This window comes from Blastococcus haudaquaticus (genome assembly GCF_900230285.1).
In the GTDB taxonomy this organism is placed as follows: Bacteria; Actinomycetota; Actinomycetes; order Mycobacteriales; family Geodermatophilaceae; genus Blastococcus_B; species Blastococcus_B haudaquaticus.
Genome location: NZ_OCNK01000005.1, coordinates 274,782 through 297,116, shown reverse-complemented (window position 1 = coordinate 297,116; position 22,335 = coordinate 274,782). Strand labels below are relative to the sequence as shown.

Below are 22,335 nucleotides of genomic sequence, written 5' to 3'. Positions count from 1 at the left end.
CCGGGAGGGTCATCCGGGAGCAGGCCGGGCCGGGCGACAGGACAGGGACGAGAGGCCTGGAGGAGCTACCTCCTGGTGGGCCTCACCTTCAGGGTGGACACCCGCACGTAGTCGAACTCCGCCGTGAACTGCTGGTTCTGGTCGGTCGTCCCCTGGGAGAAGAGCGCGATCTGCTGGTCGTCGCCCAGCGTGTGAGTCCAGGTCTGGCCACGCGCCCAGTTCACGCCGTCCTGGCTGGTGTACCCGGTGTACCCGTGCGTGTCACCGCCGGCTGCGGCGCGCGCGGCACCGGAGAGCCTCTCGACCACGACGCGCAGATACGTCCACTCCTCCGACGGCGGGCCGATGACGGAGTTCCCGTAGCGCGACCAGCCCTCTCCCGCCTGTTTGGCACCGATCTCCTTGGCCCACTCGGTCTGCCGCGTATTGAAGATCGAGGTGTTGGTGAGCTTCACGTAGTGGTCCATGTCGCCGTAGATCCCGATGCCGGCCTGCGAGAAGTTGAAGCAGCAGCCCTCGTCCGGAATGTCGGTGCGCACCCGCGTCTCGGCCACGTAGTCGCCACGCGGCGCGTCGCGGGTCAGGACCCACGCGTCATCGGTGACGTTCGTGTCACCGTGCTGGACGTCGACGGTGAGCACGCCGTTGTCCAGCGTGTGGTCCGGCTCGGTGGCAGGAGCGTTCTCCCCGCGGTCCCACGTCCAGCCGCCGTCGAGCGTCTCGCCGTCGAACTCGTCGGAATGCTCCGCCAGCAGCTTGTGCGGTGCCTGGGTGTCGGCGAGACGCGTCCGGTGGCGGGAGACCTGGCCCTCCTGGGCGGCCGGTGCCGGCATCGTGCCGGTCGATGGGCCGCTGCCGCCGTTGACGGTCGGCCAGCCGTCGACCCAGTCGATCGCGTCGAGCAGGGCGGGCCGCTTCGTGAACCCGGGCTCGAACGCGAAGAACGGGTCGTTCTGGTCGACCGCGTGGTAGATCGTCCACCAGTCGCCGTTCGCGTCCTGGAACACGGTGTTGTGTCCGGTGCCGGTCCACTGGTTGCCGTTGCCGTAGAGGAACGGTGTGCCGCCTGCCTGCGCGTCGGTGAGGCTGTTGCCGTACTGGTCGACGAACGGCCCGAGCGGGCTCTCGGAGCGACCGACGAAGACGGCATAGCCGGTCAGTGCTCCGTTGCAGCAGTTCGTGGCCGACAAGAAGATGTAGTAGTAGCCGTCCTTCTCGACGACGTTGGCGCCCTCGTACTTGTTGTCGATGGCGACCATGACCGGCGCGCCCGTCGCCTCGGCGCCGTCCTCGGTGAGCGCCAGGGTGGTGCCGTGCACGCCGCCGTAGTAGCTGCCGTAGTAGAGGGTGCTGCTGTTCCCGACCGAGTCGCCGAGCACGTCCGGGTCGTACGTCCAGAGGAAGTCGCACCCGCCGCCGGCGCCGGGGCGCGGGTCCACGACGGGCTGGTCGGAGAACGTCCACGGGCCGGTCGGGCCATCGCTCACGGCAACGCCGATCGCGTTGTCGCTGTCGCAGCCCTCGACGCCGCTGATCGCGGCGGTCGTGTCGGTGACACCGAAGAACAGGTAGTACTGGTCGTAGGTGGTGGAGTGGACGACCTCGGGTGCCCAGAGGGCCGCGTCGTCGTCGGCCCAGTCGGGCAACCCGGCGGTGCCCTGCGGGAACGCGTCGCCGACGTAGGTCCAGTCGACCAGGTCCGTCGAGGTCATCATCGGGATCCGGTGGAAGATCGGATCACCGTCGGCGTCGACGTCCGCGTCGTTCAACGGGTCGGTGGTGCAGTACATGTGCCAGGTGATCTGCCCCGTTGCCGGATCCGGGGCACTGATCACGGTCGGGTCGGCGCAGCTCTCGACGAGGCCGCCCTCGGGGACGACCGGGAGCAGAGGGTTCTCGTAGGAGCCGGGATTCGCCCCACCCCGGCCGGGCGCGGCCGCCGCGGTCGTGGTCGGAACCACCAGCCCCACCGTCACGACGAAGGCGATCAGAAGAGCTGATCGCGTGAGGGAACTGCGGGCGGACCGTCGCGCCATTCGGGCTCCTCAGCGCCGCCGGAAAGTCGGGTGGGAGGCCTCCCCTTCTGGGAGTTTCAGGAACGTAACAGGCACGGTCCCATCCCGCCCAGGCTCAGCCCCAGCGTGCGGGTGGGGCGGGCTGCTGCGGTTCGGCCGCGTCGGCTGAGTTGCGAGCCCGACCCGATCGTCGTGTCGGTCACCCTGGCTAGATGCACTCCGGGGCGCTCACCGACGCGGATGTGCGTGCCACGGTCTGAATGTGGGCCTCGACCATCGGGCCCGGGACACAGAGTGCTCACCCGCCGGCGGCTCGGACACCCGATCCTGCTCCAGAAACGACCGGATGCAGCCCCATTAGGGACACCGGCAGCGTAGTGCCAGTGGTGTGTCTAGCCTCTGTCGGATGGAGGACCGCGGGCGGGCCTCCCGGTTCCGTCCCGACATCGAGGGGCTGCGCGCCGTCGCCGTGCTGGCGGTGGTGCTGTTTCACGCGGAGGTGCCCGGCTTCGCAGGCGGCTTCGTGGGCGTCGACGTCTTCTTCGTCATCTCGGGGTTCCTGATAACCGGTCTGCTGTGGCGGGAGACGGAGAGGACCGGAAGGGTTCGGCTGGGCCGGTTCTACGGCGCCCGTGCCCGCCGCCTTCTGCCGGCAGGTGTTCTGGTCCTGGTCACGACCGCGGTGGCGGCGTCCTGGCTGTTGCCCCCGCTGCAGGCGCGGTCTGTTCTGGGCGACGCCGTGGCCGCCGGGCTGTATGTCGGCAACTACCGGCTCGCCGTCCAGGGCACCGATTACCTCGCCGCGGACGTTCCGCCCTCGCCGGTCCAGCACTATTGGTCTCTCGGCGTGGAGGAGCAGTTCTACCTGTTCTGGCCGTGGGTGGTGATCGCCACCATGGGACTCATCTCGTGGCTCACCCGCGCCCACGACCGTGGGCGGTCGGCCCCCGGCAGGTCGATGCTTCCACCGCTGCTGGTCCTGGGGGTAATCGCGGCAGCCTCCTTCGCGCTTTCGCTCCGGTGGACGACCGACCTTCCACCGTGGGCGTTCTTCTCGCTTCCGGCGCGCGCATGGCAGCTGGCGGTGGGTGGGATGGTGGCCTTCAGCGTTGCGTGGTGGCGCCGACTGCCGCCGCTGTCAGCGGGTCTCATGGGGTGGGCCGGGCTCGCGCTCATCGTGCTGGCCTGCGTGCGATTGGACCAATCCACTCCCTACCCCGGCGTCGCCGCGCTGTTGCCGGTCCTGGGCGCGGCGCTTGTGGTGATCGGTGGCTGCGCGCGGCCGACGTCGGGAGTGGGCGCGCCGCTTTCTACTCCGCCGATGCGCCTGGTCGGACGCCTGTCGTACTCCTGGTACCTCTGGCACTGGCCGGTGCTGCTGCTGACGCCGGTGATCGTCGGCCACTCCCTGGACCTCGCCGCGCGCCTGCTGGCAGCCGCGGTGGCAGGGGTCCTGGCGATGCTCACGCTCGTGGCCGTGGAGAACCCGATCCGCTCGGCGGCGAACCTGCGCGGCTCCGGTGGCCGCAGCCTCCTACTGGGCGGTGGCCTCACCGCATCTGGCGTTGCCGCGTCGCTGGTTCTGCTGGCCGTCGTTCCGGTACCGGTGGGGCGCGGGGCGGCGGCGCGGGCTCCGGAGATTGAGTCGCAGGCGGCGCAGCCGGATTCGGCCACGCCGGCGCCTCCATCCCAGGACCCTGCGGAGGCGGCACTGAAGGCGATGACCGACCAGGTCCGGTCCGCGGTCGCCGCGTCTGCCGACATCCAGGCCGTGCCCTCCAACCTGACTCCTCCGCTCGCCGATACCTTCGCAGAGAAACCTGAGGTGTTCATCAACGGCTGCGTGCGGTCGTGGCTGTACGTGGGCCAGGACGAGTGCGCCTACGGGGCCACCACATCCGCGACCAGGGTGGCGCTGGTCGGGGACTCGCACGCCGCGATGTGGTCTCCGGCCCTGGAGCGGATCGCCGCCCAGCGCCAGTGGCGGCTGGAGACCATGGGAAAGGTGACCTGCCCACTGCAGGACCTGCCTATCACCAGCCCCTATCTGGGCCGGACGTACACCGAGTGCGCGCAGTGGCGGGGCCAGATCCTCGAGCGGCTGCGGAGCGAACGACCGTCCCTCATCGTCGTCAGCATGTCCCGCCGGTACGGCCCCGACTACGGGTTCACTGTCTACAGCCCGCAGTGGCTCGACAGCCTGACGCGCCTCGTCAGGGAGTTGCGCTCCACCGGCGCCGCCGTCCTCGTGCTGGGTCCAGTTCCGGATCCGCACTCCTTCGTTCCGACGTGCCTCTCCCAACACCTAGACTCGGCCACCGCCTGCAGCCCCGAGCGCGCCGTCGCGGTGAACGACGCCGGCATCGCCGAGGAGGAGCGGGCGACCGCAGCCGGCGGCGGTCACTACGCCCGTCTGACCGACCTCTTCTGCACGACCGCGCGCTGCCCGGTCATCGTCGGCGACCAGCTCGTCTACCGCGACGACAACCACGTCACCGTCGGCTACGCCAGCTGGCTCGTGCCCGTCCTGGACGCGCACCTCACGAGGGCAATGAGCCGGTGAGCGAGGGCAGCAAGCGACACAGCCGGGCTCGCCAAAGAGAATTTCTCGGCCAAACCGTCTGACGCCTCCACGTGCAGCCGTCCTCGTGACGGTGTCCCAGAGCCCGCCTTCCGGGCGACTCTCCCGTCGTACGACCGCGGACCGTGCCGGACTGCCGGCCCGCACACTTGCCGTCCGGAGGGGCCCCTTCGGGTAGGGCAGCGCGCCAATTGCTTCAATCAGCCGGTAGTGCGACGACGCACCCCTGAAATCCGCCCAAGGCGACGCTGAGCAACACGGCCTGCCGCACTGAGGCGCGACAGGCCGCGTTGCTCATGTGATCGGCTGCACAATTTGATGGTGCCATGTTGCTGGGTCAGGGAGACTGGCGTGCTTGGTGAACTGGTCGAAATCGATGAAGTGGTAGATCTCCCACGCCGGACCAGACGGCTGCTGATTGTTCTCCTGCATCCAAGCGGAGATACTTGCATACGCTGCACCTAGCCCTTTCGGGACACCAATATAATTTGCGGTCACTGCACGACCGTGGGGTAGTTCGGCGGCTCTTATCGGGCCTTCGTCAGGTAAGGCTGCCATGACCGGAAATCCTTGTTCAACATCGGCCTCGAGGTCCGCCACGTCATCGTTCGGCCCGATGCTGGGGAACATGTGGTAGCGCACAAAGGTCGGGCCTGTCGGCCGTGTCTGGTGGCGTGTCACGTACTCGCGCAGAGCGGGAACGCGGTCATCCATTGCTACCTCGAGGTCGGGAACCTTGATGATTCCTCTGATGCTGACGATGGGCTGTGCAGTCAGCTGTAGGACTTCTAACGTCACCGTTCGACGTTCCCTTCTCGTATTCTCCGCCGCAGAGTGGGATCGGATGGGTGAGCGACCCAATCCGTTGTGCGGCGCACCGCCCTTGAACGAAAGAGCGAATCGCCGCCTGCGATAACGATGGCGGTCCTGGCTGGCTTATGCCAGTGCCAGATCGGCCATGCTTCGCTGGTTTCCAGCCCGAGCCCCGCGCAGGGGCGCTCGTCTGACGGCGCTCGGCCGAGAGTCCTTAGACCAGCTTGCTGAAAGTCCCCACCCGTGGACTCCGCCAGAGACGGGGGCTCCTCCGAGGATGGCGATCTCTGACCACAGCACCACCTCGAAGGAACCCTGCCTCTCATGCTCACACGGGAGGACGACATCGACGCGTGCACGCGCTTCGTCGCCAGGCTGGACGATCTCGGCGATCACCAGACACCTGAGCCAAGACCGCAGGACGATCCGTGCCTACCTGACCGGCCGCCAGGCCGGAGTCAGCGCCCCGGCCGGACCGGACCTGTTCGCCCCGTTCATCGACTACTGCCGAGCCCGGCTGTCCGAGGATCCGCATGTGTGGGCCATGACCCCGTTCGACGAGGTCACTGCGCTCAGCTACGACCGCGTGTACTCCAGCTTCACCCGCCAGCTGCGCGCCCGGAACCTGCGACCGCAATGCGAACCGCGCCCCGGCCAAGGCCGGCCAGCCGGGGTGATCGACCACCCGCCTGGAGAGGAGACGCACTGGGACTGCGTCGAGCTGCCGGATCGGCCCGCCGCCTGAGCCGCCGCCGGCTCCCGGGCAAGGCGTGCTTGGCGACGGCGGCGAACGACGCACTCACCCGCCCGGAGCTGGGTGGCAGACGGTCGTCATCAGGTCGAACCGTCAGACCCGGTCAGCCCGTCCAGCGCGGCGAGAACCGGTGTAGGGCGTCGATCAGGACCGGCTGGTCCGTGCTGGAGCAGAGCACCCGCGCCAGCGGCCGGAGGGGCGCCACGACCAGCAGGACCGCGCTGTGCGGGATCCAGTACCCGTGTATTTGCCTGGTGGTGGGGCGGGTGGGGCTCGAACCCACGACCCAGGGATTATGAGTCCCATGCTCTGACCGGCTGAGCTACCGCCCCGACGCCGGACAGCCTGCCAGATCGGGCCCCGGCGGCCTCGCCCGTGGGGACCGCAGGGGGCTGACCTGCGCCTCGTTACCTCGCCGTGACATCCGCTCCGGCCCCACGTACGTTGGTTCGCGGCCCGCACGACAACCGCCCCTCGAACCCAGAGGGCATCGGACGGGCCCCGCCGAACTGCGTCGGCCTGAACGGCCGCGCGGACCGGGGAACCACCGCAGTACTGGGGTGAATCACGCCCGCGTTCACCGGACGCGGGTGCGTAGGGCGACTTCGACCCGAACCCGTCAGCTAACTCGGTAGGCGGACGCGAAGACAGGAGAAGCGTCGCTTTGGCGACCCAGCACCACACCGTTCCGACCCATGCCCAGCCGCTCCTCCAGCGCCGTCCCCGGCCCCTCCGGCGAGCCACGCTCGTCGCCGGCGCCCTGACCGCTGCGCTCCTGGCCACGTCGCCCGCGCACGCCGCGCCCGGGGACGGCGTCTCCGACGCACGCTCCACGCACGACGCCGTCGCCGCGGAGGTCGCCGCGATCGGCGCCCGTGTCACCGAGGCCGAGCAGACCCTCCAGCGGATGACCCTGGAGGCCGAGGCCGCGAGCGGGGAGGCCCTCGCCGCGCAGGCCGCCCTGGCCGCCGCCCAGGCGGAGGCGACCGCCACCGCGACCCGCCTCGCCGAGGCGCGCGGCGCCGTCGAGGACACCGAGGACGAGGTCTCGGCGATCGGCCGCGAGGCCTACATGGGCGGAGGTGACACGTTCGGCGACGTCGCCATCCTGCTCGACGCGGACAGCCCGACCGAGGTCCTGCAGCAGGCGGCCACCCTGGAGCAACTGGGCGAGGAGCGCACCGCGGTGCTCGAGCAGCTCGAGACGGCCGAGGCGCAGGTGGCCCGGGCCGACCGTGCCGCCCGCACCGCCGTGCAGGAGCGCGATCAGCTCGCACGCACCGCGGCGGAGAAGGAGGCCGCCGCGAACGAACAGCTGGCCACCGCGCAGGGGACGTACGACGCGGTCGCCGCCGAGAAGGCGGCGCTGGACGCGCAGCTGCGCGATGCGGAGATCAAGCTGCTGAGGCTCCAGGGCGAGCGGGACGCCGAGGCCACGTGGGCGGCCCAGCAGGCGGCCACGACGGCCCCGACGGTGACTGCCGCCGCCGGTGGCGCCGTCGCCCCGACCACCGGACGGGTCACCTCCTGCTACGGCTCCCGCTGGGGGACCCTGCACGCCGGGATCGACATCGCGGCCCCCATCGGGACGCCGGTCTACACACCCGAGGACGGCGTCGTCCTCTCGGCCGGTGCCGCCAGCGGCTTCGGCCTGGCCGTCGCCGTTCAGCACGGGGACGGCTCGATCACCCTCTACGGGCACGTCAACCAGATGTTCGTCTCGGCCGGCCAGGTGGTGCAGGGCGGCCAGCAGATCGCCGAGGTCGGCAACCGCGGGCAGTCCACCGGTCCGCACCTGCACTTCGAGGTGCACACCGGCGGGCTCTACGCCAACCGCGGCAACCCGGTGCCGTGGCTGAGCGCCCGCGGCATCTCGCTCGGCGGGGGCTGCTGACCCGATCCCACGGCTCGGCGAGGATGGGCCGGTGACGGGGGCGGCGCGGGCATGGGTGCGTGCGGCCGTGCTGGGCGTGCTGCTCGTCGCCGGTCTGGTCCTCGCCCTGACCGTCGACCTCCCGGGCGTGCCCACGGTGCGGACCTGGCTCGACGGCGCCGGGGGAGTGGCCTGGGTGGGGCTGGCGCTGGGCGTGGCGCTGGTCCTGATGGCGCCGGTCCCGCGGTCGGCGGTATCGGTGCTGGTCGGGGTCGTCGCCGGCTTCGGCCCCGGCACCGCCGTGGCGCTGGCCGGCGGGATGCTGGCAGGTCTGGCCGCCTTCGGGCTGGCTCGGCTCCTCGGCCGGGAGGCGGTCACCCGAGTGCTCGGTCACCGGTTGGAGGCCGTGGACCGGCTCATGGCCGACCGTGGGTTCTGGGCCGTCCTGGGTGGCCGGCTGCTGCCCGTCGTCCCCTTCGTCCTGCTCAGCTACGGCGCCGGGGTGACCGCGGTGCGGCTGTGGCCCTACGCGCTGGCGACGGCGATCGGGCTGGTGCCCGGGACCCTCGTCCAGGTCGGCATCGGGGCGTCGGCCGGTGTGCTGGCCGGATCGACCACCGCCACGGCCGCCCCGCTGGTCGCCGCAGCACTGGGGCTGTTCCTGCTCGGAATCCTGGTCGTGCGACGCCGGCGTCTCCCCTCCGGCTCCTAGCTGTCAGGACATCTAGCCCTTCCGGAAGAGCCGGCCGAGCATGCCGCCCGCGCCGCCGACGGTGCGCGCCGCGAGCTGCAGGATGGGCCCGCCCGGGATGCCGGGCACGGCCTGCACGATCGGGGCCAGCTGGAGCAGACCGCCGACGTCGTGCACCTTGAGCTTCCGCCGGGCCACCGCCGGCACCGGGTTGATCCGGCCGGAGGCCGCCTCCAGGAGCAGGTCCGCCGGCCCCTCCACGGCGGGGCCGTCGATCCGCCCCGCCGCCACCTGCTGCACCGTCCACCCACCGCTTGCGGACACGAAGGTCCAACCGCCGTCGGGTGTGGCGAGGGTGACCTCGCCGTCGATGGACATCGACGCCGCGAGCCCGCCGGTGACGTCGGTCAGCGCGGCCAGCCCGGACTGCAGGACCTCTGGTGGCGGGGGAGCGGCCCCGCAGGAGACCAGGTCGAGGCCGTGGACGGCGAGCTCGTAGGCCTGGCCGAGGACGACGCTCAGCAGCGGGATGCGGCCGACCACGGAGACCGTCGGCGCGGTGTCCAGCTCCTGCGGCTCGTCCGCGAGGTACCGGGCCGTGGCCTCGCGGTTGCGGTGCAGGCCGGCCAGCACCTCGTCGCGGGAGGCATCGCGGTGTGCGGCGATGACCCGGGCGTTCGTCGCGTCGACGTCCGGGACGGCGCCCGTGCCGCCCGCGCGGGCCGAGGCGACGAGGTCGGCCATGGGGGTGTGGTCGTCCCAGCAGCCGAGGTGCACGCAGATCTCCTGCGCGCGCCAGCCACTGAGCCGGGAGGGCCGGCCGAGGTCGACCGACTCCGCGCGCTCGATGAACGCGTCCCAGGCGCTCAGCACCCTGCCCGCGACCGCGTCCCGCCCGGCGTCGGCCATGCCCTGGTGTCGTCCCACACCGCCGACCTACCCCGACGGCGTGCGGTCAGGCGTCCCGTCGACCGGCACGGACGTGGCACGCGCCACTCCACGGGAAACGCTGCCTCCCTCCGAGGGGTGAGTCGGGTGTCAAGGACAGGCACGGGACGGTCGATCGCTGGACCGTGACCGATCGACTGCCTGGGGACCGCCGGGCCGCCAACGCGCCTGCCGTTCCCCGGCCGGGCCGAATGGGCGCCATGGCTGCCGCGCTGCGCGCCGGCCTCTACCGCCCGCTGGCCGAGGACGACGACCGGGCCGCCTACTGGGTGCGCCACGTGCGCAACGGGGTGTGGCTGACCGAGATCGCCGCCTGGTCGACGGTCGGCTACGTGTTCCTCACCGACACCCCCGGGCGCCAGCACCCGGTGATCCTGGCGCTCGCCGGCGCGGTGATCCTCGCCGTCCCCGGGCTCCTGCTGCTGCCGCTGCGGGCGATGATGCGTGACTCGCGCGGGCCGACCCTGTTCTACCTGTGGAGCATCGCCACCACCGTGGTGGTCATCATCGGGACCCGGCTGGACGGCGGTTCCGCCAGCCCGCTCGACGGGCTGCTGTTCGTGACCCTGACCTACATGGCGGTCGCCTACTCGCCGTACGGCGTGGTGGCCATGGGCTCGGTCATGATCGCGAGCTACTTCGTGTTCGTCGAACTGCCCGGCGTGAGCACCTCGGGGCTGTTCTTCCTCACCCTGCTCGGCTCGATCACGATGATCTGCGCGCTGGCCTCGGCCAACTCGTGGGCCGCCTACGACCGGCAGGTCCTGCTGGTCCGCACGCAGGAGACGCTGGCCGCCACCGACCCGCTCACCGGGATCCCCAACCGGCGCGCCTTCATGGACCGGGTCACGAGAGCGGTGACCGACGCCGCCTGGGGGCACCAGAGCGTCGTCTGCCTCGTCGACCTGGACGGCTTCAAGGCCGTCAACGACGCCGGCGGGCACGCGGCCGGCGACGCCATGCTCAAGGCCGTCGGCATCGCGCTCGGCGCGGCGGTCCGGGAGACCGACACCGTCGCCCGGCTGGGCGGCGACGAGTTCGCCGTCCTGGCCGATGCCTCCACGGGCACGTCCGGTGAGGTGCTCGCCGAGCGCCTCCGCGCGGCCGTCGCCCAGGCGGGCGGCGCGGCCGGGGTCACGGCCAGCGTCGGCGTCGCCGAGGTGGAGCCCGGGGACGACGTCGAGGACCTCATGCACCGCGCGGACGCCGCCATGTACCGGTCGAAGGGCGCCGGGGGCGACCGGGTGACCAGCCTCGCCTCCTGAGGGCCTGGCGCGTCGACGTCCCTCGGCCGGCGGGTCGCGGCTACCCTGCGTGATCAGTCGCGCGGTCTTGCTCACACGGCCGGACAGTGCCGTGCAGGCACTGGTGCAGGACCCCGGGCGGGTCCTCGGACAACGCGCCAGGTGGGGTGGACGTGTCGCGGGACGCGTGGTAATGGCACCTGACCAGGGATAAGTCGGAACAGCGGTGACCTTCCGTCACATTCGCACCATCCGTACCAACCGGGCTGGCGCGATCACCCCTCCATCGTGCAAACTGTTCCCAGGAGCCCTGCTCCGTCATTGCCGAATACAGCGCGTCACCGAATCGAATGGTCCGTAGGGGAAGACGAGACCAATCGAGTCGATGGAGGTGCCTCGTGCAGCGACGGTCTACCCAGGGTGTCGTCTTCGTGCACGCGTGCCCGAAGGCGCTCTGCCAGCATGTCGAGTGGGCGCTGGAACGCGTCGTCGGCGCGCCGGTCTCCCTGTCGTGGGCTGAGCAGCCCGCGGCGCACGGTTCCTACCGTGCTGAGGTCGCCTGGACCGGTTCGCCCGGTACCGGTGCCCGGCTGGTCGCTGCCCTGCGGGCGTGGCCGATGCTGCGCTTCGAGGTCACCGAGGAAGCGAGCCACGGCAACGACGGCGAGCGCATGTCCTACGTGCCCGGTCACGGCGTCTTCCGTGCGCCCACGAGCGCCAACGGCGACATCATGATCAGCGAGCAGCAGCTGCGGCAGCTGGCCGCCACCGCGTCGTCCGCCGAGGCCTTCCGCCACGGCGTCGACGAGCTCCTGGGCGCCGCCTGGGACTCCGACCTGGAGGTCTACCGGCACGCCGGCGACGGCAGCCCGGTCACCTGGCTGCACCAGGTCGTCTAGGTAACGAGTCCGCTACGACACCTCGGTCGAAGCCGGGAAGTCGTCGTAGCCTGGACGCCAGGTCGTCCGGACGCCGTCGGGGAAGCGGCGTCCGGGCGGCCTTCTCTGTCGTGACGTACTGGAGCGGCCCCGTGCAGGGTCCCGCCGCGAGCGTGCGAGCGGTGGGGGGCACGGGGTCCTTCTTCAGAGCGGGATGTTGCCGTGCGCCCCTCGCCCGGGGGGCGCCGCCGCCAGCGCGGCGACGAGTCGCCGCTTGGTCTGGCTCGGCTCCACCACCTCGTCGACGACGCCGATCTGCAGCGCCCGGTTCACACCGCCGGCGATCCGCTCGTGCTCCTCGGCCAGCTGTGCGTGCAGCGTCTCCCGCTCGCCGGGCGGGACGGCGGCCAGCTTCTTGCGGTGCAGGATGCCGACGGCGGCCTTGGCGCCCATGACGGCGACCTCGGCGCCCGGCCAGGCGAACACCGCGGTGGCTCCCAGCGACCGGGCGTTCATCGCGATGTACGCGCCGCCGAAGGACTTCCGGGTCACCAGCGTCACCCGCGGCACCACGGCCTCGGCGAAGGCGTGCAGCAGCTTGGCCCCGCGCCGCACGACGCCGTCCCACTCCTGGCCCACTCCGGGCAGGTAGCCCGGCACGTCGACCAGCACGACCAGCGGCACCCCGAACGCGTCGCACATCCGCACGAAGCGGGCGGCCTTCTCCGCCGAGGCGGAGTCCAGGCAGCCGCCGAGGCGGATCGGGTTGTTGGCCACGACGCCCACCGTCCGGCCGGCCAGCCGTCCGAGGGTGGTCACCACGTTCGGGGCGAAGCGCGGGTGCATCTCCAGCCCCGAGCCGTCGAGCAGGTTCGCGATCAGCGGCTTCACGTCGTAGGCGCGCTGCTTCTGCTCGGGCAGCAGTGCGCTGAGGTCGACGTCCTCCTCGTTCTCCGCGGGGGCGAACGCCCCCTGCGCGGCGAGCAGGTCCACCGCCATGCGGCCCGTCTCCAGGGCCGCCGGCTCGGAGTCGGTGACGACGTGGACCACGCCGCTGCGCCGGCCGTGGGTGTCGGGGCCCCCCAGCTGCTCCTGGTCGACGACCTCGCCGGTCACGGAGCGGACGACGTCGGGACCGGTGACGAACACGCGGCCGGCCGGGCCCATGATCACCAGGTCGGTCAGCGCCGGGCCGTAGGCGGCGCCACCGGCGGCCGCCCCCAGGACGATCGAGATCTGCGGGATCCGGCCCGACGCCCGGACCATCGCCGCGAACACCTCGCCGACGGCGTGCAGGGCCGTGACGCCCTCGGCCAGCCGGGCGCCGCCGGAGTGCCAGATCCCCACCGACGGGACCCGCTCGCGCAGCGCGGTGTCGATGGCGTCGACGATGTGCCGGCAGCCGTCGACCCCCATGGCGCCACCCATCACGGTCGCGTCCGTGCAGAAGGCCACCACCGGGCTGCCGTCGACCGTGCCGCGGGCTGCCAGGACGCCGGAGGCGTCCCGCGCGGCGAGCTGCTGCATGGATCCCGCGTCGAAGAACCGCTGGAGGCGGTCCTCGGGATCGCGCGGGTCGGGGGTCGGTAGGACGGGGGCGGCTTGGACCGTTGTCACGGGTACCTCCGGGTCTCGTGGCCCCGCTGCAGGGGCCCGCCGCGAGCTCGCGAGTGGCGGGGGGCAGCGTGGTCCTTCATCAGGCGGTGGTGAAGACCAGGGCGATGTTGTGGCCGCCGAAGCCGAACGAGTCGTTGACGGCGGCCGTGAGGGTGGTGCGCCGGGGCTCGTGGCGCACGATGTCGAGTGCCTGGACGGCCGCGTCGTCGTCCGGGTTCTCGAGGTTGGCGGTGGCGGGGACGATCTGCTCCCGCAGCGCGAGGATGGTGAAGATCGACTCCAGGGCGCCGGCGGCGCCGAGCAGGTGACCGGTCTGGCTCTTGGTGGCGCTCACCAGGACGTGGTCGCCGAGCGACGACTGGATCGCGGCCGCTTCGGCGGTGTCGCCGACCGGCGTCGACGTGGCGTGGGCGTTCACGTGCCCGATGTCGGCCGTGGTGAGCCCGGCGTCGCGGATGGCCGCCGTGATCGCGCGGCCGGCGCCCTCGCCCTCGGGGTGCGGTGCCACCAGGTCGTAGCCGTCGGCGGTCGCCCCTGCACCGGCGAGCCGCGCGTGGATGCGGGCACCCCGGGCCTTCGCCGCGTCGGCGCGCTCGAGCACGATGCAGGCCGCGCCCTCACCGAGCACGAAGCCGTCGCGGGCCTTGTCGAACGGGCGGGAGGCTCGCTCGGGCTCGTCGTTGCGGGTGGACATGGCGCGCATGGCGGCGAAGCCGGCCATGGGCAGCGGGTGCACGCAGGCCTCGGTGCCTCCGACGAGGACGACGTCCGCGCGGTCGAAGCGCAGCAGGTCCAGGCCCCACCGGATCGCCTCGGCGCCCGAGGCGCAGGCGCTGACCGGGGCGTGCACGCCGCCCTTGGCGCCGATGGCCAGGCCGACTGCTGCCGCCGGCCCGTTGGGCATGAGCATGGGGATGGTGAAGGGGGAGACCCGCTTGGGGCCCTTCTCCTCCAGGACGTCGTCCTGGCCCAGCAGGGTGAGCGCGCCACCGATGCCCGTGCCGATGACGACGGCGACCCGCTCGGCGGGAACGCCGGCGTCGGCGGCCCCGGAGTCGCGCCAGGCCTCCTCGGCGGCGATCACGGCCACCTGCTGGCTGCGGTCCAGTCGCCGCGCCCGCACCCGGTCGATCTGCTCCGCGGGGTCGGTCGCCAGCCGGGCCACCAGCTGGGCGGGGTACTCCTTGATCCAGTCGTCGGTGATCCGGCTGACCCCCGACCGGCCGGCGAGCAGCGCGTCCCAGGTGCTGGCGACGTCGCCCCCCAACGGCGTGGTGGCACCCAGTCCGGTGACGACGACGTCGGCGACGGGCGTGCTCATGGCGGTTTCTCCTCAGGAGTTCGGCCGTGGCGGCCGGGGTTGGCAGCGGGGCGGGCCCCGCCGCCGGGGAGGCGGCAGGGCCCGGGGCGTCAGCCCTGGTTCTTCTCGATGTAGCTGATCGCGTCGCCGACGGTCTTGATGTTGCCGAGCTCGTCGTCGGGGATGGCCACGCCGAACTTGTCCTCGACGGCGGTGGCGATCTCCACCATCGACAGCGAGTCGACGTCGAGGTCGTCGGTGAACGACTTCTCGGGGGTGGCGTCGGCGGGGGTCACACCGGCGACCTCCTCCAGGATCTCTGCAAGACCGGCCTGGATGTCTGCGGTGCTGGGCACGCGAGGTCCTCTCTCTCGGATGGTGACACCGGGCCGAACGGCCCGTCGTCGTCGTCCGGGACGCATGTCCCGGCAGTCGGTGGGGTCAGGGCAGGACGACGACCTGCCCTGCGAACGTGAGCCCGGCGCCATAGCCGAGCAGGAGGGCGACGTCACCGCTCTTCGCCTCGCCGCTCTCGAGCAGCGCCGCCAGCGCCAGCGGTACGGACGCCGACGACGTGTTGCCCGAGCGCACGATGTCCCGGGCGATGACGGTCCGCTCGGGCAGCTTCAGCCGCTTGGCCATGAGCTCGATGATGCGGAGGTTGGCCTGGTGCGGCGCGAACACGTCGATGTCGTCAGGACCGACTCCGGCCCGGCGCATGGCCTCGACGAGGGTCTCGGTGAGCTTGGTCGTCGCCCAGCGGTAGACCGCCTGGCCCGCCATGCTCATGCCCGTCTCGTTCTCCGGGATGGCGATCGCATCGTGGAGGTCACCGTCGCTGCCCCACACGACCGGTCCGATCGCCGGCTCGTCGGCGGGTCCCACGACGGCAGCCCCGGCGCCGTCGGCGAAGATCACCGCGGTCGCCCGGTCGTCGAGGTTGGTGTAGTCGGTGAGCCGCTCGCCGCCGATGACCAGGACGTTGCGTGCTGATCCCGAGCGGATGGCGTCGGCTGCCGCGCTGAGCGCGTAGCACCACCCGGCGCACCCGGCATTGACGTCGAACGCACCTGGGCGGGGCACGCCGATCTGGTGGGCGATCCGGGGGGCGAGCCCAGGGATGGCCTTCGGCGGGCTCGTGGTCGCGAGCAGGACGAGATCGATCTCGCCGGCGTCCAGGCCGCTGGCCGCCAGGGCCTTGCCGCCCGCCGCCACCGACATCTCGACGAGCGTCTCGTCGGGCTCGGCCCACCGGCGCTCGGCGATGCCGACCCGCGACTGGACCCACTCGTCGTTGGTGTCCATCCGCTGGGCCAACTCGTCGTTGGTCACCCGCCGCCGCGGGCGGTAGCTCCCGAAGCCGAGGATGCGGGCGCCCGGGGCGCCGGTGGTCAGCTGGATGGTCATGCGTCGACCTCCGGGTAGAGACGGGCGATCGGGTCACCGGCGTCCACGAGGTCTCCCTCGTGCACGAGCCACTCCGCCAGTACCCCGTCGTAGCCGGCGGAGACATGGACCTCCTCGCGGCGACTGCGGACGAGCCCCAGCGGGGTCCCGGCCGGCAGCCGGCTGCCCTCGGCGACCTCGGCCGGGGAGACGGTTCCGCGCACGGGGGAGACGACGACCCGCCAGTCGGGCAGGTGCTCGGCCTCGGGGCGGCCGCGCTCGGCACCGATGAGCTCGCGGGCGCGGTCGAGGTCGTCGGGCCCGGAGAGCGCCACGATCTCGATGCCATGCTTCTCGGTGGAGCCCTTCCACTCGCGCTTGGCCAGGCCGGCGAGGGCGCCCGCGGGCGGGAGCTCGATGACCGCGGTGACGCCCAGCTCGCGCATGGTGGCCAGGCACGCGTCGAAACGCACGGGGCTCGTCACCTGGGTGACCAGCCGGGACAGCACCTCGGCGCCGGTGCTCACGGCGTGGCCGTCGGCGTTGGACAGCAGCAGGCGGCTGGGCTCGGCGGGGCGGAGCCCGTCGACGAGACCCTCGAGCTCGGCGCGGGCCGGGGCCATGTACTCGGTGTGGAAGGCGCCGGCGACCGACAGCGGCATGATCCGCGCCTTGGCGGGCGGATCGGCCTTCAGCGCCGCCAGCCCGTCGAGCGAGCCGGCGGCCACGATCTGCCCCGCCCCGTTCATGTTGGCCGGGGTGAGCCCGTGCTGCGCGATCGCGGCGAGGACCTCGTCGGGGTCGCCACCCAGGACGGCGGACATCCCGGTGGGCGTCCGCGCGCACGCGGCGGCCATCGCCCGGCCGCGGACGGCGGTCAGCGCGATCGCCGCCTCGATGGAGAGGACCCCGGCCAGGGCCGCGGCCGTCAGCTCGCCGACGCTGTGCCCGGTGATGACGACGTCGCGCCCGGCGTGCGGGGTGTGCGACACCGGGCCGGGCAGCCCGCCGAGCTCCCGGGCGACGAAGAGGCTCATGGCGACCACGAGCGGCTGGGTGACCGCGGTGTCCTTGATGGCCTCGGCGTCGCCGGTGGTGCCGAGGGTCAGCAGGTCCGCGTCGGCGATGGCGCCGGCCCAGCGGAAGAACGCCTCGGCGCCGGGGAGGTCGAGCCAGTCGGTGAGCATTCCGGGTTTCTGCGCACCCTGTCCGGGGGCGAGGACGGCCAGCACTCCCTCACCGTGCCAGTGATCTTGCGGCCGCGGGGCGGTGTGCGGCACGAAAGGACACCGCTGATCTTTGTGGGAACCCTCCAACTCCCGCGCCCCGTAACGGCCCGTTCACCGCTCCGACTGGTGGGAAACACCTCACCGACCTCGTCGGCCCACCCACCGGGTCCCGATGCGAGCCCGCGGGTGACGGGGGGGCAGGAGGGCCGTTCTCAGTGCCAGAGCGAGCGGTCGTGGTCCAGCTCGGCGAGGGCCAGGGCGACCTGCAGGGTCCAGCTGCCCCGGGGGTCGGTCACGGAGACGCCGGTCAGCTCGGCCGCCCGCTTGATCCGGTACCGGACGGTGTTCGGGTGCACGAAGATCGCCCGGGCGCTGGCCTCCAGGTTCCCGCCGCTGGTGAGCACCGCCCGAACCGTCTCGAGCACCTCGCGGCCCGCCGCCTGCAGGGGCGCGGCGACGCGTTCGTACAGCGCGGCCCGGGCGAGCGGGTCGCCGTCCAGCGCGCGTTCGGCCAGCAGCGCGTCGGCGGACACCGGGCGGGGGGCATCTGGCCAGGCGCGCGCCGCCCGCAGCCCGGCGAGCGCCGCGGCCGCGGACTCGCCGGCCCGGCCGAGTCCGTCGACGACGGGGCCCGTCACGACCGGGCCCTCGCCGAACTCCTCGCTGACCCGGTCGGCCACCTCCTCCAGTTCCTCGGCGCGGCCGAGCACGACGACCAGCTGCTCGGCGTGCACGCCGACCAGGACCTCGCTGCCCAGCGACCGCGCGGCCCGGCGGACGGCGGCGTGCGGGTCGTCGTCGGCATCCGGGGTGGCCCCGACGAGGACGAGCACCGGCGTGCTCGTGGCCCAGCCCAGCGCGGCGGCCCGTCCGGACAGCTCCTCGGAGCGCTCGCCGCGCACGAGGGCGTCGACGACCAGCGCCTCCAGTCGGGCGTCCCAGGCGCCGCGGTTCTCGGCGAAGCTGGCGTAGACGTGCGCCGTCGCGAAGGCCACCTCGCGGCTGAACTGGAGGACGGCCAGGTGCAAGGCGTCCTCGTCGCCCGGCTCGGCGACGGAGGCGACGTGGTCCTCCAGCACGTCCACGGTCACCTGGATGAGGTCCACGGTCTGCTTCAGGGCGACGACGCGGACCAGCTCGCGCGGGGCGGCGCCGAAGACGTCCCCGGTGAGCCGCGGAGGCTTCCCGGGGTTGCGGCACCACTCCACCAGCGAGGCGATGCCCGCCTGGGCCACCAGGGTCACCCAGGACCGGCGGTCGGCCGGCATGGCCCGGAACCAGGGGAGCTGGTCGTCCATCCGGGCGACGGCGCGGGTGGCGAGCGCGCCGGAGGAACGCTCCAGCCGCCGGATCGTGGCCTCGGACGGCGGGCGGTTGCTCACCCGGCTCCTCACGCGGCCAGCGTGTCACGGGGAGCACCGTCAGGGAGAGTGGGGCGGTGGAGCTTCCCCCGGTCGGCACCGCGGCCGTCACCCGGACGCGTGCCACGGCGCCGGTACCCGTCACCGTCTGTGTCACCGCGCTGTGCCTGCTCGTGCTCGTACTGCTCGGAGCGGGGGTCCGGAGTGCCTTCGGACCCCAGCTGCGGCTGGACGCGACGGTCAGCGAGGCGCTGTACGTGGGCGACGGCCGGGCACCGGCACTGCACGGTCTGCTCGAGGTGCTGACCGCCCCCGGGGTGTCGTGGGTGCGGTTCGTCGTCTTCCTCCCCGTCCTGGTCTGGCTGGTCCGGCGCCGCTCCTGGTGGACGGCTGGCTGGCTGGTCACCGCGGTGGTCCTGGTCGCCCCGCTCACCTCGCTGCTGAAGCAGTACTTCGGGCGCATCCGGCCCCCGTTCGAGGACGGTGGTGCCCGGTACGAGTCGCTGAGCTTCCCGAGCGGGCACTCCTCGGGCATCGCCACCCTGGTCACCGTCGCCCTGGTCCTGCTCTGGCCGGTGGTCAGCGCCCGGACCAGGCGCTGGTCCGTCGTGGCCGGCGTCGCCCTGGTGGTGCTCGTGGGTCTGACCCGCATGTGGCTCGGCGTGCACTACCTGTCCGACGTCGTGGGGGGCTGGTCGTTCGGCCTTGCCTGGACGCTGGGGACGGCGCTGCTGTTCGGTGCCCTGCCCGGTGGACGGGCGGCCCTGCGGTGAGCGGTCCCGACCAGCGCATCGTCCTCGCGCCCGACGACGGGTCGCTGGGGCCGCTGCTGCGCGTGGCCGACGACCGCCTCGACCCGCACACCGGCTACGGCCGGCACGAGCACCGCGCCGTCGACGTCGTGGCGGTCGTGCTGGCCGGGTCGGTCCGGCACCGGTGGGCTGACGGCGCGGACGTCCGCGCGGGCGACGTCGCCGTGCTGCGGGCGGGGGCCGGGCTCGAGCACGACGAGGTGGCCGGGCCCGACGGCGCGCGGGTGCTGCAGTGCTACCTGCGCAGTGCGGCGCCGGGGGCCGGGCCGTCGCACGAGGTGCACTGCGCGGCGTCCGGCTGGGTCGACCTGGGCCGGCCGGACGCCCGGCTGTGGGTGGCCCGCCCCGGCCCCGGCGCCTCGGTGACCGTCCCGCCGGGGCTGCTGCTGGTGCGCGGGGTGGACGGCGTCCTCGTCGAGCAGCAGGCCGGTCGCGACGTGGCGGGCCCGGCGGCCGTGCTGGTCTGGCAGCTGGACGTCGGGCGTCCCGCCTGGGCCACCTAGCCCCAGCGGAGGGCTGGGAGAGTGGGGCGCATGCCGACCAGTGCCGGGGAGTTGCTCTCCGCCGCCTACAACGACGCCGACCGCACCATCGACCTGCGCCGTCGGCTGCACCGCCGTCCCGAGATCGGGCTGCACCTCCCGCGCACCCAGGAGCTCGTGCTGGAGGCCTTTGCCGACCTGCCCGTCGAGCTCACCACCGGGGTGTCGACCAGCTCCGTCGTCGCGGTCCTCCGCGGCGCGCGGCCGGGGCCGACCTACCTGCTGCGCGGCGACATGGACGGGTTGCCGGTGCACGAGGACACCGGGCTGGCCTTCGCCTCGGAGCACCCGGGGGCGATGCACGCGTGCGGGCACGACACCCACGTGGCGATGCTGCTGGGGGCGGCCCGGCTGCTGGCCGAGCGGCGGGACGAGCTGGCCGGCCAGGTGGTCTTCATGGTCCAGCCCGGGGAGGAGGGCTTCCACGGGGCGCGCTACATGCTCGAGGAAGGTCTCCTCGACGTCGTCCCCGAGGCGCCGGTGAGCGGAGCGTTCGCGCTGCACATCTCCTCGACGCTGCCCAGCGGCAGCGTGAACGTCCGGCCCGGCCCGATGATGGCCGCCGCCGACCAGTGGCGGATGACCGTGCACGGCCGGGGCGGCCACGCCTCCGACCCGTCCGCCGCCGCCGACCCCATCCCGGTGGCCGCCGAGATCGTGCTGGCCCTGCAGTCGATGGTGACCCGCCGGGTCGACGTCTTCGATCCCGCGGTGGTCACCGTCGCCCACATCGAGGCGGGGTCGACCAACAACGTCATCCCCGACACCGCGTTCATGGAGGGGACCATCCGCACGCTGTCGGCGGAGCGGCGGGCCGACGTCGTGGCCTCCGTACGCCGGGTGGCCACCCACATCGGTGCGGCGCACGGTCTGGAGGTCGAGTTCGAGCACGAGGAGGGGTACCCGGTGACCGTCAACGACCCGGGTGCCGCGGCCGCGGTGCTGGACGCGACGAGAGAGCTGCTGGGGGAGCGGGCGAGCGTCCTCTCACCGGCGCCGCTCATGGGGGCCGAGGACTTCTCCTACGTGCTGCAGCGGGTCCCGGGCGCGATGGCCTGGCTGGGCGCCTGCCCGCCCGGCGTGGACCCGGCGACCGCCCCGGCCAACCACTCGAACCTGGTCGTCTTCGACGAGGAGCCGCTGCCGGCCGGGGTGGCGCTGTACGCGTCGATGGCGATGCGGGCGCTCGCCGGCTGATCAGGCGGAGGCGCGGCGGACCAGCCGGGTCTCGCAGACGCGGCTCTCCACCGCGTCGTCGCCGTCCTCGATCCGACGCAGCAGCAGCTCCAGCAACAGCCGCGTCATGTCCTCCAAGGGCTGGGCGACGGTGGTCAGCGGGGGATCGCAGGCGCGGGCGACGGCGGCGTCGTCGAAGCCGACCACCGCGACGTCGTCGGGCACCCGGCGGCCGGCTGCGCGCAGCGCCTGCAGCGCGCCCACCGCCATCGGGTCGGAGGCCGCGAAGACGGCGTCGACGTCGGGTGCCCGCTCGAGCAGGGTCGCCATGGCGCGCAGACCGCCGTCCTCGGTGAAGTCGCCCTCGACGACCAGGTCGGCGTCGACGGCACGCCCGTGCCCCTCCAGCGCGTCGCGGTACCCGGCGTAGCGGTCCTGCCCGGCGACCATGTCCAGCGGTCCGGTGATGGTGGCGACGCGGCGCCGGCCCTGGTCGAGCAGGTGGCGGGTGGCCGCCCGGGCGCCACCGGCGTTGTCGGCGTCGACGAAGCTCACCGCGCGGCCGTCGAGGGGGCGGCCCGAGAGCACGACGGGGACGTGCGTCCGGGCGAGGATGTCGGGCAGCAGGTCGTCGCCGTGCAGGGACATGAGGATGACGCCGTCCACGTGGCCCTGGCGCACGTAGCGGCCGATCTTCTCCTGCTCGCGCGCGTCCCGGGCAGCGAGCAGGACGAGGTGGAGCTCGGTATCGGCCAGGTGGGCGGAGAGGCCCCGCACGATGCTGGCGAAGAACGGGTCGGAGAAGATCTGCGTGTCGGACTCCGACAGCACCAGGGCGATCGTGCCGGTCCGTCGGGTGACCAGGCTGCGGGCCATGCGGTTGGGCACGTAGCGCAGGGTGTCGACGGCGGCCTGCACCGCCTGCCGGGCCTCCGGGCTGACCCGCGGGGAGCCGTTGACGACCCGCGAGACCGTCGCCCGGGAGACCCCGGCCAGGACGGCGACCTCGTCGAGCGTCGGCGCGCCGACGGTGGTCATGCGGACTCCTCGCTGGTCGACCCGTTCACCGGGCGGCGGTGGGCGGCCCACGGTAGCGGTCGTGGAAGCGTTTCCAC

The 22,335-nt window shown here is 72.8% G+C and carries 20 protein-coding genes, 1 tRNA gene and 1 riboswitch; of the genes, 9 read left to right on the top strand and 12 right to left on the bottom strand.

The annotated features are described in order from the left end of the window. Positions 1-65 precede the first annotated feature (65 nt). The gene (locus CRP30_RS19335) at positions 66-2,036 is read right to left on the bottom strand and encodes a family 43 glycosylhydrolase (protein WP_097185622.1); all 1,971 of its coding nucleotides are present in this window, start codon (positions 2,034-2,036) and stop codon (positions 66-68) included. Between the two features lie 385 nt (positions 2,037-2,421). Here CRP30_RS19335 and CRP30_RS19330 point away from each other — a divergent pair, with 385 nt between their 5' ends. Further along, entirely contained in the window at positions 2,422-4,578 is a 2,157-nt protein-coding gene (locus tag CRP30_RS19330; protein WP_097185621.1) for an acyltransferase family protein, read from the top strand. 312 nt (positions 4,579-4,890) lie between these two features. Here CRP30_RS19330 and CRP30_RS22355 read toward each other — a convergent pair whose 3' ends face one another. Next, the gene (locus CRP30_RS22355; RefSeq protein WP_159961810.1) at positions 4,891-5,394 is read right to left on the bottom strand and encodes a GyrI-like domain-containing protein; all 504 of its coding nucleotides are present in this window, start codon (positions 5,392-5,394) and stop codon (positions 4,891-4,893) included. Positions 5,395-5,686: 292 nt separating this feature from the next. Between CRP30_RS22355 and CRP30_RS22350 the strand changes: the two genes are divergently transcribed. Then, on the top strand, positions 5,687-6,154 hold the full coding sequence (locus CRP30_RS22350) for a hypothetical protein (protein WP_143278504.1): 468 nt from the start codon (positions 5,687-5,689) through the stop codon (positions 6,152-6,154). A gap of 112 nt (positions 6,155-6,266) precedes the next feature. Here CRP30_RS22350 and CRP30_RS19320 read toward each other — a convergent pair whose 3' ends face one another. After that, positions 6,267-6,446: a hypothetical protein gene (locus tag CRP30_RS19320; protein ID WP_097185619.1), complete on the bottom strand. Its 180-nt coding sequence runs from the start codon at positions 6,444-6,446 to the stop codon at positions 6,267-6,269. Then, a tRNA-Ile gene (locus CRP30_RS19315) sits at positions 6,419-6,495 on the bottom strand. The genes CRP30_RS19320 and CRP30_RS19315 overlap by 28 nt, the downstream gene beginning before the upstream one ends. A gap of 174 nt (positions 6,496-6,669) precedes the next feature. Next, positions 6,670-6,816: riboswitch (cyclic di-AMP (ydaO/yuaA leader) on the top strand. Positions 6,817-6,827: 11 nt separating this feature from the next. On the opposite strand from CRP30_RS19315, the gene CRP30_RS19310 reads away from it, so the two are divergent. Continuing rightward, positions 6,828-8,057 carry a M23 family metallopeptidase gene (locus CRP30_RS19310; RefSeq protein WP_235003557.1) on the top strand — a complete coding sequence of 410 codons (1,230 nt, stop codon included), beginning with the start codon at positions 6,828-6,830 and terminating at the stop codon, positions 8,055-8,057. Between the two features lie 31 nt (positions 8,058-8,088). Next, entirely contained in the window at positions 8,089-8,748 is a 660-nt protein-coding gene (locus CRP30_RS19305) for a TVP38/TMEM64 family protein (protein ID WP_235003556.1), read from the top strand. Between the two features lie 12 nt (positions 8,749-8,760). Here CRP30_RS19305 and CRP30_RS19300 read toward each other — a convergent pair whose 3' ends face one another. Continuing rightward, the gene (locus CRP30_RS19300; protein WP_097185617.1) at positions 8,761-9,654 is read right to left on the bottom strand and encodes a maleylpyruvate isomerase N-terminal domain-containing protein; all 894 of its coding nucleotides are present in this window, start codon (positions 9,652-9,654) and stop codon (positions 8,761-8,763) included. A 221-nt stretch (positions 9,655-9,875) separates the two neighbouring features. On the opposite strand from CRP30_RS19300, the gene CRP30_RS19295 reads away from it, so the two are divergent. Together CRP30_RS19295 and CRP30_RS19290 are read left to right on the top strand one after the other, a co-directional pair. Further along, positions 9,876-10,940: a GGDEF domain-containing protein gene (locus CRP30_RS19295; RefSeq protein ID WP_159961808.1), complete on the top strand. Its 1,065-nt coding sequence runs from the start codon at positions 9,876-9,878 to the stop codon at positions 10,938-10,940. A gap of 377 nt (positions 10,941-11,317) precedes the next feature. Beyond that, positions 11,318-11,818 carry a DUF3145 domain-containing protein gene (locus tag CRP30_RS19290; protein ID WP_097185615.1) on the top strand — a complete coding sequence of 167 codons (501 nt, stop codon included), beginning with the start codon at positions 11,318-11,320 and terminating at the stop codon, positions 11,816-11,818. 183 nt (positions 11,819-12,001) lie between these two features. On the opposite strand, the gene CRP30_RS19285 is transcribed toward CRP30_RS19290, so the two are convergent. The 6 genes from CRP30_RS19285 to CRP30_RS19260 form a co-directional block, all read right to left on the bottom strand. Beyond that, a complete protein-coding gene (locus CRP30_RS19285) occupies positions 12,002-13,414 on the bottom strand; it encodes an acyl-CoA carboxylase subunit beta (protein WP_235003555.1) in 1,413 nt (470 codons plus the stop codon). A 79-nt stretch (positions 13,415-13,493) separates the two neighbouring features. Continuing rightward, positions 13,494-14,735, bottom strand: a complete 1,242-nt coding sequence (locus CRP30_RS19280; protein WP_097185613.1) for a beta-ketoacyl-[acyl-carrier-protein] synthase family protein — start codon at positions 14,733-14,735, stop codon at positions 13,494-13,496. A gap of 89 nt (positions 14,736-14,824) precedes the next feature. Continuing rightward, the gene (locus tag CRP30_RS19275) at positions 14,825-15,070 is read right to left on the bottom strand and encodes an acyl carrier protein (protein ID WP_097185612.1); all 246 of its coding nucleotides are present in this window, start codon (positions 15,068-15,070) and stop codon (positions 14,825-14,827) included. 85 nt (positions 15,071-15,155) lie between these two features. Beyond that, positions 15,156-16,121 (bottom strand): beta-ketoacyl-ACP synthase III, encoded by a 966-nt coding sequence (locus tag CRP30_RS19270; RefSeq protein ID WP_097185611.1) that lies wholly within the window; start codon positions 16,119-16,121, stop codon positions 15,156-15,158. Continuing rightward, the gene (locus tag CRP30_RS19265; protein WP_097185610.1) at positions 16,118-17,332 is read right to left on the bottom strand and encodes an acyltransferase domain-containing protein; all 1,215 of its coding nucleotides are present in this window, start codon (positions 17,330-17,332) and stop codon (positions 16,118-16,120) included. The genes CRP30_RS19270 and CRP30_RS19265 overlap by 4 nt, the downstream gene beginning before the upstream one ends. 209 nt (positions 17,333-17,541) lie before the next feature. Beyond that, positions 17,542-18,723 carry a PucR family transcriptional regulator gene (locus tag CRP30_RS19260; RefSeq protein WP_097185609.1) on the bottom strand — a complete coding sequence of 394 codons (1,182 nt, stop codon included), beginning with the start codon at positions 18,721-18,723 and terminating at the stop codon, positions 17,542-17,544. A gap of 44 nt (positions 18,724-18,767) precedes the next feature. On the opposite strand from CRP30_RS19260, the gene CRP30_RS19255 reads away from it, so the two are divergent. Genes CRP30_RS19255 through CRP30_RS19245 form a run of 3 tightly spaced genes read left to right on the top strand, consistent with a single transcriptional unit; the run spans position 18,768 to position 21,241 of the window. Next, positions 18,768-19,463: a phosphatase PAP2 family protein gene (locus CRP30_RS19255; protein ID WP_235003553.1), complete on the top strand. Its 696-nt coding sequence runs from the start codon at positions 18,768-18,770 to the stop codon at positions 19,461-19,463. Further along, positions 19,460-20,005 (top strand): pirin family protein, encoded by a 546-nt coding sequence (locus CRP30_RS19250; RefSeq protein WP_097185608.1) that lies wholly within the window; start codon positions 19,460-19,462, stop codon positions 20,003-20,005. Before CRP30_RS19255 ends, CRP30_RS19250 begins: the two co-directional genes overlap by 4 nt. Positions 20,006-20,035: 30 nt before the next feature. Next, the gene (locus CRP30_RS19245; protein WP_097185607.1) at positions 20,036-21,241 is read left to right on the top strand and encodes a M20 metallopeptidase family protein; all 1,206 of its coding nucleotides are present in this window, start codon (positions 20,036-20,038) and stop codon (positions 21,239-21,241) included. Here CRP30_RS19245 and CRP30_RS19240 read toward each other — a convergent pair whose 3' ends face one another. After that, positions 21,242-22,258, bottom strand: coding sequence for a LacI family DNA-binding transcriptional regulator (locus CRP30_RS19240; RefSeq protein WP_097185606.1), 1,017 nt, complete (start codon positions 22,256-22,258; stop codon positions 21,242-21,244). It abuts the gene before it with no gap. Positions 22,259-22,335 lie beyond the last annotated feature (77 nt).

Excerpts from the sequence above, each read along its gene's own strand:
- CRP30_RS19335 (WP_097185622.1), bottom strand. The coding sequence starts at position 2,036 with ATGGCGCGACGGTCCGCCCGCAGTTCCCTCACGCGATCAGCTCTTCTG.
- CRP30_RS19330 (WP_097185621.1), top strand. The coding sequence starts at position 2,422 with ATGGAGGACCGCGGGCGGGCCTCCCGGTTCCGTCCCGACATCGAGGGG.
- CRP30_RS22350 (WP_143278504.1), top strand. The coding sequence starts at position 5,687 with ATGGCGATCTCTGACCACAGCACCACCTCGAAGGAACCCTGCCTCTCA.
- CRP30_RS19295 (WP_159961808.1), top strand. The coding sequence starts at position 9,876 with ATGGCTGCCGCGCTGCGCGCCGGCCTCTACCGCCCGCTGGCCGAGGAC.
- CRP30_RS19280 (WP_097185613.1), bottom strand. The coding sequence starts at position 14,735 with ATGAGCACGCCCGTCGCCGACGTCGTCGTCACCGGACTGGGTGCCACC.
- CRP30_RS19270 (WP_097185611.1), bottom strand. The coding sequence starts at position 16,121 with ATGACCATCCAGCTGACCACCGGCGCCCCGGGCGCCCGCATCCTCGGC.
- CRP30_RS19245 (WP_097185607.1), top strand. The coding sequence starts at position 20,036 with ATGCCGACCAGTGCCGGGGAGTTGCTCTCCGCCGCCTACAACGACGCC.
- CRP30_RS19240 (WP_097185606.1), bottom strand. The coding sequence starts at position 22,258 with ATGACCACCGTCGGCGCGCCGACGCTCGACGAGGTCGCCGTCCTGGCC.